Origin of the sequence: Ruminococcus sp. Marseille-P328 (assembly GCF_964249465.1) — a bacterium.
Taxonomy (GTDB): Bacteria; Bacillota; Clostridia; order Lachnospirales; family Lachnospiraceae; genus Blautia_A; species Blautia_A faecis.
The window spans coordinates 14,680-29,172 of sequence record NZ_CAXUBQ010000029.1 but is presented as its reverse complement, the minus strand read 5'-3'; the positions used below and the strand labels follow the sequence as shown (position 1 = coordinate 29,172).

General features: G+C 42.9%; 12 protein-coding genes, 2 pseudogenes and 1 riboswitch. Of the genes and pseudogenes, 1 reads left to right on the top strand and 13 read right to left on the bottom strand.

Translation table 11 applies throughout. The features are described 5' to 3' along the window. Positions 1 to 3 precede the first annotated feature (3 nt). From ACESTK_RS17380 to ACESTK_RS17345, 8 genes and pseudogenes are all read right to left on the bottom strand, one after another. On the bottom strand, positions 4 to 942 hold the full coding sequence (locus ACESTK_RS17380) for an alpha/beta hydrolase (RefSeq protein WP_330382812.1): 939 nt from the start codon (positions 940 to 942) through the stop codon (positions 4 to 6). An 88-nt stretch (positions 943 to 1,030) separates the two neighbouring features. Next, entirely contained in the window at positions 1,031 to 1,894 is an 864-nt protein-coding gene (locus ACESTK_RS17375) for a YitT family protein (protein ID WP_118583485.1), read from the bottom strand. A gap of 93 nt (positions 1,895 to 1,987) precedes the next feature. Continuing rightward, positions 1,988 to 3,088: an ABC transporter ATP-binding protein gene (locus tag ACESTK_RS17370; protein WP_173716748.1), complete on the bottom strand. Its 1,101-nt coding sequence runs from the start codon at positions 3,086 to 3,088 to the stop codon at positions 1,988 to 1,990. A gap of 1 nt (position 3,089) precedes the next feature. Further along, on the bottom strand, positions 3,090 to 4,142 hold the full coding sequence (locus ACESTK_RS17365; RefSeq protein ID WP_373120365.1) for a FecCD family ABC transporter permease: 1,053 nt from the start codon (positions 4,140 to 4,142) through the stop codon (positions 3,090 to 3,092). A gap of 44 nt (positions 4,143 to 4,186) precedes the next feature. After that, a complete protein-coding gene (locus ACESTK_RS17360; RefSeq protein WP_226855455.1) occupies positions 4,187 to 5,386 on the bottom strand; it encodes an ABC transporter substrate-binding protein in 1,200 nt (399 codons plus the stop codon). 57 nt (positions 5,387 to 5,443) lie between these two features. Further along, positions 5,444 to 8,083 (bottom strand): hypothetical protein, encoded by a 2,640-nt coding sequence (locus ACESTK_RS17355; protein WP_226855454.1) that lies wholly within the window; start codon positions 8,081 to 8,083, stop codon positions 5,444 to 5,446. A 197-nt stretch (positions 8,084 to 8,280) separates the two neighbouring features. After that, positions 8,281 to 8,482, bottom strand: a riboswitch (cobalamin riboswitch). 75 nt (positions 8,483 to 8,557) lie between these two features. Beyond that, on the bottom strand, positions 8,558 to 9,988 hold the full coding sequence (locus ACESTK_RS17350; RefSeq protein ID WP_187566438.1) for a VanW family protein: 1,431 nt from the start codon (positions 9,986 to 9,988) through the stop codon (positions 8,558 to 8,560). A gap of 28 nt (positions 9,989 to 10,016) precedes the next feature. Beyond that, positions 10,017 to 10,091: pseudogene (locus ACESTK_RS17345) on the bottom strand (DUF6783 domain-containing protein); the annotation flags it as partial. Between ACESTK_RS17345 and ACESTK_RS17340 the strand changes: the two are divergent. Next, positions 10,071 to 10,118 (top strand): annotated as a pseudogene (locus tag ACESTK_RS17340) (hypothetical protein); the annotation flags it as partial. The pseudogenes ACESTK_RS17345 and ACESTK_RS17340 overlap by 21 nt on opposite strands. Here the strand turns inward: ACESTK_RS17340 and hisI are convergent. The 5 genes from hisI to hisZ all read right to left on the bottom strand — a co-directional run bounded on the left by hisI (position 10,102) and on the right by hisZ (position 14,290). After that, positions 10,102 to 10,446, bottom strand: coding sequence for a phosphoribosyl-AMP cyclohydrolase (gene hisI / locus ACESTK_RS17335; protein WP_173771934.1), 345 nt, complete (start codon positions 10,444 to 10,446; stop codon positions 10,102 to 10,104). The pseudogene ACESTK_RS17340 and the gene hisI overlap by 17 nt on opposite strands. 128 nt (positions 10,447 to 10,574) lie before the next feature. Beyond that, positions 10,575 to 11,162: an imidazoleglycerol-phosphate dehydratase HisB gene (hisB, locus tag ACESTK_RS17330; RefSeq protein ID WP_187566439.1), complete on the bottom strand. Its 588-nt coding sequence runs from the start codon at positions 11,160 to 11,162 to the stop codon at positions 10,575 to 10,577. Beyond that, positions 11,159 to 12,472 carry a histidinol dehydrogenase gene (hisD, locus tag ACESTK_RS17325; protein WP_173716743.1) on the bottom strand — a complete coding sequence of 438 codons (1,314 nt, stop codon included), beginning with the start codon at positions 12,470 to 12,472 and terminating at the stop codon, positions 11,159 to 11,161. Before hisD ends, hisB begins: the two co-directional genes overlap by 4 nt. A gap of 49 nt (positions 12,473 to 12,521) precedes the next feature. Further along, positions 12,522 to 13,157, bottom strand: coding sequence for an ATP phosphoribosyltransferase (gene hisG / locus ACESTK_RS17320; protein WP_118583467.1), 636 nt, complete (start codon positions 13,155 to 13,157; stop codon positions 12,522 to 12,524). Further along, positions 13,154 to 14,290 carry an ATP phosphoribosyltransferase regulatory subunit gene (gene hisZ / locus ACESTK_RS17315; protein ID WP_118583465.1) on the bottom strand — a complete coding sequence of 379 codons (1,137 nt, stop codon included), beginning with the start codon at positions 14,288 to 14,290 and terminating at the stop codon, positions 13,154 to 13,156. The genes hisG and hisZ overlap by 4 nt, the downstream gene beginning before the upstream one ends. Positions 14,291 to 14,493 lie beyond the last annotated feature (203 nt).

Here is a 14,493-nt window from a genome sequence, read left to right as displayed (position 1 = left end):
TTTTCACACTTCCCTTTTTAAGAATTCGTTCATATAAGAAAAACTTTCCTGCACATGGAAAAAGCGGATTCCAAGAGCAAAAAAGCCGTGAAGTGCATCTTTGATCCGGTGTACTTCTACATAATTACCAGCCTCTGCCAGTTTTTTTCCATAATCTTCGCCTTCATCACGAAGAGGATCAAACTCTGCTGTGAGAATCAGGGTTTCTGGCATATTAGAAAAATCTCTTGCCAGAAGAGGTGCAAAATAAGGGTTGACCCGATCCTCCGGACAGCTCTCATACAGATTCAGATAATCCTGCATTTTCACTGCAGTAAGCAGGTAGTCGGTGCCGTTCTTTTGCACAGAGGCATAGGGAGATGCGGTTGTATAGGTATTATATAAGGCTGGATAAATAAGAATCTGCCGGAATACCTGAAAGTCGCCCTTGTCTCTTGCCATAAGAGCAACTGCGGCTGCAAGATTTCCTCCGGCACTGTCACCCATGATAGTGATTTTACGGGGATCAGTATTCAGAATCAGCTTATTGGTGTAAAGCGCTTTCGCCGCTGCATAACAGTCCATCAGAGCCGTTGGAAAACGATATTCAGGAGCAAGCCTGTATTCCACAGATACTACAATATGACCGGTAGACTGGGACATTCTGGCACATACACGGTTATAGGTATCCACACTTTCTGTCACCCATCCTCCGCCATGAAAAAATAGAAGAACTGGAAAAGTATGGCCTTTTTCCACCCCGTTTGTCATGGCTTCTTCAGTAGGAAAATAAATCCGCAGAGGGATTTCGTAGTCCCCGTTGAAAATCTGGATATCCATTTTTTTCAGAAAAATATTCATGGCATCCAGCTTCTTAATGTCCACCAGTCTGCGGGAGGATTCCACTTCGATATTGCCGTAGGAAAGGGTGTGGAGAATTGCTCGCATGGTTTTGGAAATCATGGCCTGTATTCCTTTCTGGTTTTAAAATCAAGCTTCATCAGACTGTTCTGTTATGGAAAAATCAGTCTTCTGCATTAGCTGGCAGGCATCAGATAGAACGGAAGCCTTTTCCAATGATTTCGCTGCTGTTTACGATGGTAATAAATGCATGAGGATCAATCTGTCTTAAATGAATACGAAGACGGTTGGTCTCGCTTCGGGTAAGCACAGTCATCATTACCTTCTGCTCCTTCTTGGTATAGATGCCAAAGGCCTTCTGCTCTGTGGCAGAACGATGCAGGTCATTGATGATGAACTCTTCTACCTGCTCCGGATATTTACTAATGATCGTACATACCTTTCTCAGGTTCAGACTCTCAATTGCACTGTCTACTACAGTGCATTTCAGGATCATTCCAAGAATACAGTAAAGTCCGGTCTGGGCACCGTAAAGGTAAGCAGCGATCAACACAATTCCCAGGTCACTGACCAAAAGGGCACGTCCGATCTCAAGGCTGGTATATTTGTGCAAAATCATTGCCACAATATCAGTACCACCAGTGGAGGCACCGACATTAAATACCATAGCAGCTCCCACTGCAGGAAGGATCACTGCAAAACAAAGCTCCAGGAACACGTCATGTGTAAGTGGCGAACTAAGGGGATAAATAGCTTCACAGGCACTTACATAGAAAGACAGGGCAAAAGAGGAATAGACAGTCCAGCCCATGGAGCGGATTCCAAGGAAGAAAAATCCAAGTACAACAAGTGCTGCATTGACGATCCACATAAATGCACCTACATTCCACTTCGGAAATAAGGTAGAAAGGATAATAGACAGACCAGATGTACCACCAAATGCGAAATGGTTGGGTGTTTTAAAAATGGCAATTCCAACCGCTGTAAAAATCAATCCCAGATTCAGAATGATAAAGAACATCAGGTTGTCTTTTGTAAATATATTTTTTTTCATAAAACGAGTCCTCTCCTTCTTTCGGTGAACTCAGTATAACGTAAAAAATGAGTCCTGTAAAGAAACGGAATCAAAGAATCCCGCAAGGCAGAATTATACAAACTCTGTTTTCCCGCTCTTCGTCGCTGCATCTATAAGCTCTCCTAACCGCTTATTGCAGCTTCCAACCGGAACAGCCGTGCAGATTATCCTCTCACAGCTTTTCATGGCTTTTTGCGCCTTCTGGAAGGCTTCTTCACTGATTTCCATGAAGGGTTCTTCCGTGATCACCTTTGAAGCCAATAGTCTTGCCAGGCGGTAATCCACGTCATTGGTGTAAAGAATACCTGCAATAAAAGGTGTATGCTCTTTCTGCAGCTGACGGAATATGGGAATACCAGTGCCGTTTCCACAGATTACGAAAGTTTTCGCTTCTCCGTCTGGTTTCGGAAGCTCAATACTTCCAAACAGGGGATCAAAAAATCCATTGTTGATCTCATACAGCTCCTTGATCATGTTCTCTTCAAAAATATCTTCCGGCTTTCCAAAATGAGAAATAGTATCTCCCTTTACGCAGATGATCTTATCTGCAATTTTCTGTGCCAGATCGATTTCGTGAAGAGACATGATAACTGTGATCTGCTTCTTTTTTGCCATATCCCGAAGAATGGATAAAAGATCCAGCTTATGTTTGATATCAAGGAAAGAGGTTGGCTCATCCAGAATAATAATATCCGGTTCCTGGCAGATCGCACGGGCAAGAAGCACTCTCTGACGCTGGCCGTCGCTGATGTTGTTAAAGTCACGACTGCCAAGCGATTCCGCATGCACCGCTCTCATGGCTTCCTCTACCTTTTCCTCATCCTCTCTGGAAAGAATACCGAGTCTGCCTGTATAAGGGTAGCGTCCGGTTGCCACAATATCATGACAGGTCATAAGCTCCGGACGCATTCGTTCCGTAAGAACCACTGCCATGCGTGTGGAAAGCTCTTTATAGGAAAAAGAATTCAGATTGCGATCATCAAAGTAAACTTTTCCACCAATGATCTGCAGCTGTCTTGTGATACTTTTCAGAATCGTAGATTTACCAGAACCATTTGGACCAATGAGGGTTACAATCTCCCCTTTTTTAATTCCAATACAGATATCATGAATTAAGGCCTTTTTGTCATAACCGACAGAAAGGTTATCCATATGAAAATAGTAATTATCCATTTCAGTTTCCTCTCTTCTTCCGCAACATCATGAAAATAACAACAGGTGATCCAAAGATGGAGGTAACGGTACTGATATTCAGCTCCAGAGGGGCAAAAGCCATTCTGGCAATCAGGTCACACATCATACAGAAAACTGCACCGCCCAGGAATGTTCCCGGAATGATTATAAGTGGTCTGGATGTGCCGAAGCTTCTTTTCATCAGAAATGGGACTGCAATTCCAACGAAAGAAATCGGTCCTGCAAAAGCAGTTACAGTTGCTGATAAAATACTGGAAAGCAAAATCAATGCAACACGGAAGAATTTGATATTTACGCCCATGCTTTGTGCATAAGCTTCTCCCAGCTGATAAGCACCGATGGGCTTTGACAGCAGGAAGGTCAGGGCCAGGGTAATTCCTACCACCACACAGGAAATGTAAACGTTACTCCAGCTCATACCGGAGAAGCTTCCCTGTGACCATCCGTGAAGATTTACAATATCGGAATCATCTGCAAAAGTTACCACAAAATCAGTTACCGCAGAACAGATATAGCCAATCATGATTCCGGCAACCAGAAGGGTGGCCATGTGCTTGATCCTTTTTGAAATCAGAAGAATAAAACCTATGGAAATCAGGGAACCAATAAAAGCTGCAATGATCAGAGTGTAAGAAGTTACGTTTACGGCTCTGCCAAGATAATAAATCATGGTAAGAGCTACTACCATTTTCGCACCGGAAGAAATTCCCAGAACAAAAGGTCCTGCAATGGGATTTTCAAAAAAGGTCTGGAGAAGAAAACCAGATAGGGATAAGGCACCTCCAAGAATGGCAGCCATCAGGATCCTGGGAAGACGGATTTTCCAGATGATGCTGTATTCTTTTGTATCTGTGGCTTTTTTCAGCAGGATATCTATGATCTCAGACAGAGAAATATGAACATTTCCTGTGTTGATATTCAAAACTGTGATCAGGCCAAAGGCCAGGATCAGCAGAATGAAAACCATAGCGTAACGAGATCGTCTCTTAAAATTTTCCATGTGGAAGCTGGTTCCAGCGGATTGATTGCTCATTTTATTTTTCTCCATTTTTGTTTCATTTACAACAGAACCTGCTGTCAGCTCAGCTTATGAAGAAAAGTCATATCCTCTTCATTTCCGCCGGTAAGCATCAGGTTCAGATCTGTGATCAGTTCACCAATTGTATCTGTATGCTGGTACATGGAATCATCAGTTACCCAGACATTTCCCTCTTTTACGGCTTTAAAATCAGCCATCAGACTTTCTTTTGCAAGAAGATCGTCTATGCTTTTTACAGACGCATCAATACTGGAGTTGTAGATCAGATAATCTGCATCTGACGCAGTATTATAGAATTCCTCCATGGTAATGGCAACGGAAGTTTTTCCACTGTCATCCTGAAGATCTGCGAATGCATTTCTTCCACCGGCAATCTCGATCATGCTGGAAATATAATCTTTAGGATTACGTACTACAGGAGAACCGCTGGTATTGATGTAGAAAAATGCAACTGTTTTTTCTGTATTTGTAAAGTCCTTTAGCTTCTCAATAACCTGTGCCTGCTGGTCAAAGAAGGTCTTTGCCTCCTCTTCTTTGTTCATCATTGCGCCATAAAGCTTGATCCACTCTGTACGTCCAAGGGGCTGGCTCTCATAGCTGGAACGATCGGTGAAAACAGGAATTCCAAGAGTTTCGATCATCTCCTGTACCTTCGGTGCATGAAGGATCATGGTAGACTCTATTGCAAGATCACAGTCGTCACCTACCAGAAGCTCGTAATCCGGTTCATCGTATTTTCCCGCAAAGGTCATTTCGCCGTTATTGATAGCATCAGCTGCTGACTGGATATACCAACCGGAAGCATCGAGACCTGACAGCTTGATGGAGTCTACACTTCCGATTGCATCGAACAATGCCATCGGGGAAGTGGCTGCCATGTAGATGGTGTCAAGTGGCTGCTGAAGGATCTGGATTTCAGGATCCAGATCATCAGGTGCCTCTTTGCCCTCTGGGACGATCAGATATCTGGCATCATCATGGATGTCCAGAAGTTTGTAACCGTCATTGTAATAATACACGTCAAAGCATTCTGCAAAAGACAGATCCATGGCGGATTCATAGGTCAGACCTGCAATTTCAGGTGCAGCATTTTTTTCTGATGTGTCAGAAGAAGTCTCCCCGGAAGCATCTGCTTCCAGGTTCTCCTCTTCTGCCCATACCGGAGTAATGGCAGTAAATGTCATAACTGTTGCTGCAAAAATACTTAAAATTTTATATTTCAGCTTTTTGTCATACATTTTTATTTTCTCCTGCTGATTATTCTTGCTACTGTGCATATGGTGAAGAATAGTAATTTATTCTTCCTCATCAGTTACAAAAATTGCTTCGTAAGCTTTTTCCCACTCAGCTTTTGCATTGTCATCCTTTTCATCTGTAGAACGGTCCACGATAAACGGGATTTTCAGAGTGGAATATTTCTCTGCGGAATCTTTCAGAAGGTTTTCTTTTGCTTCTGTGTCTGCTTCCTCTGTCGGGAGAATATCAGAAGAAAGGATAGAAATACCGCACTGACTCTTTACAAGAGCTTTGTAATCTGTATCTTCATCTTTTCCTGCAAAAGTTACGGAACCATCTTCCAGAGCAGCTGTAAGGCTGTCTACCGTACAGTCCTCTTTTTCCATTCCAAGAGCAGTAACTTTGTCTGTAAGATCAAGCTTATCCAAAATGTTAAGAGCATCTGTGGAAGCCACATAAGCAGATTCTACCGGCTGGTTGATTACGATTACATCTTTATCAAGTCCTGCAGGGATAACAGCACCCTCAGGTACGATCAGGTATTTTACAACATTGCCCATGTAGAGCTTTTCTGTACCTGTAAGTTCCTGGAAATCAGCAGCTTCTGTTTTTGCATTTTCTTTTCCGGAATCAACAGTTTCCGGTTTTCTTGCAGTATCTGTTGTCATATCTACTTCAAGAAGGGTAATGCCCTTTGCGTAGTGATAAAGCTTAAAGTATTTTGCATGCTCAAGAGTAGTTTCGTCTTTATACTCAAGACCTGTGATCTCTGGTGCAGAATCATCCAGCTTCTTGTTTCCTGTGGAAAGCATGCTGTTGTCCTCTGCCGGGTTATCCTTGTCTGTTTTCTTCGGATCGTTTGCACCCTTTAAAGCGATATAAATGGTGTAAGTGATTTCATGAGCCTGGGACATTCTGGTTGTCATACCAATGATCGTATTATTCTGGTTCAGTGCTACCGGAATTGTGAAAGTAGAAGTTCCGCCGCCGCATGCACCGTAGTATTTATTTCCATTGGCTTTTACATAACCGTAATATTCACTGCTGAATACAATAGTCGCATATGCCTGACCATTTGTTACCGTAACTTTGTTACAGGTAATGCTGACCTTTCCGGAACCACCAGACCAGGAGAAGTTGTCAGGAGTATAGGTTCCATCTGCCAATGTGGTAGAACTATTTACTGTTGCTGTTCCGCCACTTAAGTCAGATTCGTATTTGGATTCCTCTTCCGGTTTCTTGTCTGGCTTTGGAGTTGCTGTTGGTGTAGGAGTTGCTGTCGGTTTTTTATTTGGCTTTGCAGTGGGTGCAGGAGTTGCTGTGATTGTTGTGTCAGGAGCAGTATCTGGCTGCGGATCATCCTGTACGTCACCTATCTTATTCAAAGTGCCGGACTGGAAAGTCAGGATCCTGTCATACCAGATCTGGTTTTTGTGGGAAAAAGCAGCAACTGCAATTCCATTGTCCAGGGCTTCAACGGGAATCTCATATGTATATTTGCCATTTGCGTCTGCCACATATGGAATCCAGGTGGAGGAATCGGCTGCGGCAGCTTCTTCTTTTGTTCCAAGACATAGATAGTCGTAACCAGTTCCGCTTAAAGTAAGAACAGCTGTCATCTTTCCGTTTTTGGAAGTAAGGACACAGTCAATTACACGGAACATAGATGAACTGGAGTTTACTGTAATATTATAAATTCCGCTTGCACAGCTGCCTGGAGCAGGGGGTGCTGTTGGCTCTGGGGTGGTGGTTGCTTCCGGAGTTGTGCTTGGCACTGGAGTTTCAGTTGGTGCAGGAGTCTCAACCGGTGCTTCGGTAGGCTCTGGGGAAACAGTTGGTTCCGGTGTTGGAGCAGCAGTTGGCAGTGGAGTGGCAGTTGGCTCAGGGGCTGCAGTTGGCTCTGGAGTAGCTGTTGGTTCCGGGGCTTTCATTCCTGGAACGTTCAGTTTCAAAGCCATATTTGTGTACCATTTCTGATTTTTTACAGAAAATGGTACGATGCTGAAAGTCTGGACCTGTTCACTGGCAGGAACCTCAAAAATGAAAGTATAACCATCTTCATTTTCTGTACCAACGATTGCTGCTGCATTTTTTGCTTCGTCAGGATCTTCCTTAGAACCAAGATAAAGCTTCTCATAGTTCTTTCCGTCAGTATTGAGGGTTATCTTAATTTTATCACCATTTAATTCAGCAGAAGAGCTTTTGATTTTAAGCATTTTATATGCACTGTTATCTTCCTTGTCAATGGTCATGTTGGAACCATCTGGGTTCAGATCCTCTGGCTTTGTTTCTGGTTTATCTGTCTCTTCGGTTTTGCCCTCTTCTGTTGTTTCTGGTGCAGCTGTAGGCTGTGGAGCTTCTGCTTCCTCATTTTTGCTTTCTTCAGCAAGTGATGCAGTAACCTCAGGAGTGGTCTCAGAGGCAGGTGTTTCTGTAGCAGCAGGTGTCTCTTTCACAGCAGAGGCATCCACTGCTGCCGGAGTTACTGTAGTGTCAGTGTTTTCTTCCTCAGCTGTTGCGTTCTCCTGCACAGGAGTCTCAGCAGCAACAGCAGTCTTCTCCGCCTCTGTTTCTGGAGTTGGTGTAACAGAAACCTGTACGTTTGCATCCTCATTTTCTGCCTGTGTAAGTACAGCAGGAGTGACCGTCATCGCGACGGAAAGAAACAGTGCAAGAAAGCGTTTTGAATTTCTTTTCATTTCTTTTTCCTCGATTCTTCCTATTATTTTATAATTTGAATAAATCCCAACTGCTTCTGGAGCCTGTTTGTACAATGGGCAATCCTGACAGGATTATTTCAAAAAAATGCCTGCTTCCTCTGAGAAAACAGGCATTAAAAATTCAATATATTGTATTATCAAATATATTAATGAGAATGAAGTACTTTCTTCGGAAGCTTTCATTAAACGAATTCAGCAGGTTTCCTGACTTACAGATCAACACAGAATCCATCCTTCTCAGCAATATACCAATGGTTTCACTGGATTCTACTCCCTGGTTACAGTGACCGGATCGTTCAGGACTTTCACCTGATTCCCTCTTAGAGCGTGTTGAAAAAATATTCTCACAATCTGCACGCTGTAGCAGACAGATATGTCTGGCACTGAAAACGGATTTATTCAATTCACCTCATTATAGCAGACCGTTATGTCGAAATCAATAGATTTATAGGGTTATTGCTTGTATTTACTGTACCCGACTTCATCTGTGCGGAGAAGTGTTCCATTCTCATCGTAGACACTGCGGTAGGTTTTACAGGTGTTTGGATCGGAATGCTCTGTAGTAATCTCTACCGTATTATTGTCAGTTTGGGTTCCGTAAATGGATACCGTTACGGCTTCCTCTTTTTCATCGTAAGAGGCTTCAATTTTAATTGGATAAGCAGTATTATTCTGAAAACGGAAATCCTGACCTCCCCACACCACTGCTGCGTCCAGACCATCCTCAACATAATCAATTCGGGCAGCGTGATTATGACGCTCAACAATGGTCAGATCAGACTGCAGGCATGCCATAAACAACGTAGTGGAAATCTGGCAGATTCCGCCTCCGATATCCTGGGCATGTTCGCCTCCTACAATTACAGTTGCTTCCCTGTACCCTCGTTCCTCAGTACGTGGACCTAAAGTATCGTTGTAGGAAAAAATCTGTCCTGGCTGAAGTTCCACTCCATCACAGGCTTCCACGGCAAGCTTCAAATTGGCAACACGGTTTTCGGTACCGCCGCCATATGTAGTATAAGTACCAAGAAGATTCAGATAAGGAAGGGCTTCTAGCTCTTCTGTAGAAACTTCGGGTAGGGTTATTTCAAGGGGGATGGTAATCTTTGCCCCTTCTTTTGCTTTTTCCAGCTTCTTTGCAGCTGACTTCACATCAAATGAAATTCCGGTAACTGCCGGAATAATTTCATTATTTTCCCCCAGAGAAGCATCTGTGGCATCTGTATGTACTTTTTCATAATAGGCTTCCAGATCCAGTTCCTCTGGCGGTGTCTTCATAGTAGGACATTCGATAACAGCTTCATAATCTTCTATGGAAATTGCTTTTAGAATCGCTTCTTTCAATGCATCCATATCCGGACCGATTCCGGTTTTTCCCTTAGTGATAACCAGCTCTGTATCTGTAAGTTCACAGGAAGTCTGTATAGTGGTGGATCCCTTTGAAATTCCAGCATCCTCCAGAAGCTTGTCCAGTTCGTCTTTGTTTCGGGCTTCTGGCATAAGGGTGACTTCTTCCTTTGTCTTGCTGTTCATCAGTTCGATGCGGTCAGTTCCATGAGTAAACCAGGCACCATGTCCAAGAGCATAGGCACTTTCTACAATTGATTTTACATCAAGACCGAGAACAGGATAGATGGATACCTTAAAGTTCTTTCCATTCAGGGTAATGGTCATCTGTGTGTTCTCATATTTTTCCTGAAAATCTTTTGAAATTGCGTCAATGGCTTCCTCTTTGGTCATTCCCTGAATGGCTATGCCGTTTATTTTAAGCTTCTTCCAGATTACATTATCTGTAAGAAAATGACACCACAGCCCATACGCACCTGCCAGAATCAGAACCAGGATCAGAACTTTGATCACACCGTTTTTCACTTGTTTTTTCATGTAATAATTTTACCTTTTGCAGTCTTTTTTAGAGCGTGTTTGAAAAAGGCTTTCTGCAAAATATATCGCAAAGTGGGGCGTGCAGATTGCAGGAATGATTTTTCAAACAGGCTTTAGAGCAATGGGGTAAAAAAGCATGTCCGGTTTCCGGTATGGCATGCAGCCCCTACCTGCTCTACTTTTGCCAGAATTGTATCATTATCACAGTCAATAGTCAATGATTTCACATACTGAACATGACCGGAGGTTAGTCCTTTGGTCCAGAGCTCGTTGCGGCTGCGGCTCCAGTAAGTCATTTTTCCCAGCTTCAGAGTGGTAAGGTATGCTTCCTCGTTCATGTACGCAAGCATAAGAACTTCGTCTGTTTTGTAATCCTGCACAATAACCGGAACCATACCGTCACTGTTTAATTTGAAATCTGACCAGGACATTTTGGACTTTAATTGGTTCTGTTCCATATTTTTAATACTCCTTTATGAAAAATTCTTCTGCAATTATGCCACCTGCTTTCATGCTCAATTCGAAAAAAATGAAAACAAGTGGCATATATCATATCGTCTTAATTGTAATTCTGTTTATTCTGCCTTTAGAGACTTCCCTTCGTAGAAAGCACATCTGTAATACGAGGATCATAAGCTACCGCCATATCCAGCGCCTTTGCAAAGCTTTTGAACATGGCTTCTGCCATATGGTGATTATTTCCCGGTGTTAGAACCTTAATGTGAAGATTCATGGCTGCCGTATAAGAAATGGCGTAAAAGAATTCCTTCACCATTTCTGTGGACATATCTCCAATTTTTTCACTGGTAAACGTACCTTCGAAGGAAAGATACGGGCGTCCCCCGAGATCAATGGCGCAAAGCACAAGACACTCATCCATTGGAAGGATGCAGCTTCCGTAACGCCTGATTCCTTTCTTGTCTCCAACCGCTTCTTTAATAGCTGTGCCAAGAACAATTCCTGTATCTTCAATGGTATGATGATCGTCAACCTGAAGATCGCCTTTTACATTTATCTCCAGATCAAAAAGTCCGTGGCGGGTAAAGCCATCTAACATATGATCGAAAAATCCCACACCTGTATCCAGACTGCTTTTTCCGGTTCCGTCCAGATTCAGCTTTATGGCAATTTTAGTTTCCTTTGTATTTCGTTCAACAGTAGCTTCTCTTGTCATGACTGCTCCTTTTTATCTTCCTCTTCAAAGCGGACTGCAATGGAGTTGGCGTGTGCAGTTAGCTGCTCTGAGGATGCAAACTGGATGATGTCCTTGTGGATTTCCTGTAATGCAGACCTGGAATAATATACAATACTGGATTTCTTAATAAAATCGTCGACGGAAAGTGCAGAGAAGAACTTAGCTGTTCCGTTGGTAGGAAGAACGTGGTTTGGTCCGGCAAAGTAATCACCAAGAGGCTCAGAACTGTACTCTCCAATGAAAATAGCGCCTGCATTTCGCACCTTCATCATTACCTCAAAGGCGTTTTTGGTGACAATTTCCATGTGTTCAGATGCAATCTCATTCGCTGCTTCAATCGCTTCATCCATATCTTCTGCAATAAGGATATATCCAAAATTCTCCAGAGATTTTTCGATGATCTCTTTTCTGGAAAGAACCTTCAGATAGCCTTCAATCTCTTTCTCTACATTCTGTGCCAGTTCTGTACTGGTAGTAATGAGGATTGCAGAAGCCATCTCATCGTGTTCTGCCTGAGAAAGAAGATCTGCTGCTACATAGTGTGCATTTGCAGTTTCATCTGCAAGGACAAGGATCTCACTTGGACCAGCGATGGAATCAATGCTCACATGTCCATAAACAGCCTTTTTTGCAAGGGCTACAAAAATGTTGCCAGGTCCTACGATCTTGTCTACCTTTGGGATGCTTGCAGTACCATAAGCAAGTGCTCCGATTGCCTGTGCACCACCAACTTTATAGATCTCATCAGCGCCTGCTTCTTTGGCAGCAACCAGAGTGGATGGATTTACTTTACCGTCTTTCCCAGGAGGTGTGGTCATAACGATGTGAGGTACTCCTGCCACTTTTGCCGGCACAATATTCATTAATACAGAAGAAGGATAAACTGCTTTTCCGCCTGGAACATAAACACCTACACGATTTAATGGTGTTACCTTCTGACCAAGCATGGTGCCATTTTCGGTACTGGTAAACCAACTGTTCTGACGCTGTTTCTCATGGTAGCTGCGGATGTTTACAAGTGCCTTGCGGATAACTTCCAATAAGGATGCATCAACTGCTTTATATGCTTCTTCAATTTCCGCTTCGGTTACACGTATGGTTTCCGGAGTTACCTCTACTTTATCAAATTCTTTTGTGTAAGAAAAAAGAGCTTCATCCCCTTTTTCTTTTACATTTGCAAGAATATCTGCTACTGCTGCTTCGAACTTGCCGTAATTATTAGGGCTCCGTTTTAAAAGATTTTCCAGGATATCTTTGGTAGATTCTTTTGTTAATCTTACTGTACGCATTGTGATCGATCCTTCCAATTTTATTTTATTCCAGAAAAAAACAGTAATTTCAGATTACCTTTCGTAAATCTTCAATCAGCTTACTGATTCTTTCATTTTCCATTTTCATGCTTACCTGATTCACAACCATTCTTGCTGAAAGAGGGCAAACTTCTTCTAACACCTTCAGTCCATTTTCGCGAAGTGTGCTTCCGGTCTCAACGATATCTACGATCACTTCAGAAAGACCTACAATAGGTGCAAGCTCAATAGAACCATTCAGCTTAATGATTTCCACAGTCTGATGCTTCTTATTATAGAAATAATCTTTGGCAATGTTTGGATATTTGGTTGCCACACGGATCAGCTGGTTTGAATTCAGAAGGGGTTTGGCACTATCAGGTCCGCAAACGCACATGCGGCAGGCTCCAAATCCAAGATCCATTACCTCGTAAAGCTTACGGCCTTCTTCCAGGATCGTATCCTTTCCGACAATTCCGATGTCAGCTGCGCCATATTCTACATATGTAGGTACATCTGGTCCTTTGGCAAGGAAAAAACGAAGCTTTAATTCTTCATTTACAAAAATTAGTTTACGGGAATCCTTATCTTTCATCTCTTCGCAGGTGATCCCGATTTTCTCAAGTATGGCAAGGGTTTTGTCTGCAAGTCTTCCCTTGGTAAGGGCAAAAGTCAGATATCTCATAATTCCACCTCACAAACCTTAGTAACTTTCTCTGGGCGAAGGGCTACATTTCTGCCCTGGGCGCGAAGCTCTTTGGCCTTCTGGATTGCCTGGATACGGTTTTCTTTGCGGTAAGTGATAACCGTAACGCCCTCCTCTTCCTCCATTTCGATTTTTTGTCTGGAAAGAGCCATCAGAAGGTTATCTACTACAATGGCAAACCCGATGGATGCAGCAGGCTTGCCGAAATGTTTCATCAGCTGGTTGTAACGGCCGCCCTTGATCAACGCTTCTCCTGTACCGTAGGTATAAGCTTGGAAAATGATTCCGGTATAGTAATGATATTTGCTTAACATTGCAAAATCAAAAGTAACGTATTTTTCATAGCCGTAAACTTTCAGAAGCTCATAGATTTCTTCCAGACGCGCAACCGCCTTTAATGCCTGTGGATTGTCCGTAAGGGATTTTGCCTTTTCCAGAACTTCTGTCGATCCGAACATCTGAGGAAGCTGGGAAAGAACTCTTGCAAGGGATTTATCCATGTTCTTATTCTTTACAAGCTCTTCCACACCAAAATAGTTTTTCTGGGAAATCAGCTCCCGAAGCTCTTCTTCCTCTTCCTGGCTCATGCCTGTCTGGGCAAAAATCGCTTTATAATAATCAACCTGCCCAACGCTTACCTGAAATTCGGTAAGTCCTGTCGCAAGCAGACACTCTACCGTCATAGCCAGAATCTCTGCATCTGCTTCTGGTGAATCATCGCCCATACGCTCAACGCCCATCTGGGTTGTCTCTTTCAATCTTCCGCGAAAGCTGGAATTATTGATAAAAGTGTTGCCTGTATAACACAGACTTACTACCTCTTTTTCAGGGTTAAAATAGGTGGCACAGGCTCTGGAAACAGACGGTGTAAAGTCAGGTCGAAGAACAAGGGTATTGCCTTCTCTGTCAAAAAATTTATAAAGCTCCCTGGAGGGAATGGTTCCCACTTCTTTACTAAACACTTCAAAATATTCAAATGTGGGAGTTTCTATATCTTCAAAGCCATACTGATGGAATACACGGTGAAGCTTTTCCTGAAGTTTTTGCTTTCGGCTGCATTCCTGACTGTAAATATCCCGTACACCCTCCGGCGTATGAAAAATTCTCTGCATATCATGTTTCCTCCATGTTGTTTCTTGCTTGTTAATTACATAACACTTTATCACGCTACTACGATAATGCAAAACCAATGTTGATTATAGTGGAATATTCCAAGATTGTCAAGACGAAGTGTTGCGTGGTTACTGTTCACTGGTAACATTCCGCGAGATGTTTTTTGTGAACAAAGTTCACAGAAAACCCGAGAGTTGCGGCG

Coding starts and splice junctions, on each gene's coding strand:
- ACESTK_RS17380 (WP_330382812.1), bottom strand. CDS start 942: ATGATTTCCAAAACCATGCGAGCAATTCTCCACACCCTTTCCTACGGC.
- ACESTK_RS17375 (WP_118583485.1), bottom strand. CDS start 1,894: ATGAAAAAAAATATATTTACAAAAGACAACCTGATGTTCTTTATCATT.
- ACESTK_RS17370 (WP_173716748.1), bottom strand. CDS start 3,088: ATGGATAATTACTATTTTCATATGGATAACCTTTCTGTCGGTTATGAC.
- ACESTK_RS17365 (WP_373120365.1), bottom strand. CDS start 4,142: ATGAGCAATCAATCCGCTGGAACCAGCTTCCACATGGAAAATTTTAAG.
- ACESTK_RS17360 (WP_226855455.1), bottom strand. CDS start 5,386: ATGTATGACAAAAAGCTGAAATATAAAATTTTAAGTATTTTTGCAGCA.
- ACESTK_RS17355 (WP_226855454.1), bottom strand. CDS start 8,083: ATGAAAAGAAATTCAAAACGCTTTCTTGCACTGTTTCTTTCCGTCGCG.
- ACESTK_RS17350 (WP_187566438.1), bottom strand. CDS start 9,988: ATGAAAAAACAAGTGAAAAACGGTGTGATCAAAGTTCTGATCCTGGTT.
- hisI (WP_173771934.1), bottom strand. CDS start 10,446: ATGGAACAGAACCAATTAAAGTCCAAAATGTCCTGGTCAGATTTCAAA.
- hisB (WP_187566439.1), bottom strand. CDS start 11,162: ATGACAAGAGAAGCTACTGTTGAACGAAATACAAAGGAAACTAAAATT.
- hisD (WP_173716743.1), bottom strand. CDS start 12,472: ATGCGTACAGTAAGATTAACAAAAGAATCTACCAAAGATATCCTGGAA.
- hisG (WP_118583467.1), bottom strand. CDS start 13,157: ATGAGATATCTGACTTTTGCCCTTACCAAGGGAAGACTTGCAGACAAA.
- hisZ (WP_118583465.1), bottom strand. CDS start 14,290: ATGCAGAGAATTTTTCATACGCCGGAGGGTGTACGGGATATTTACAGT.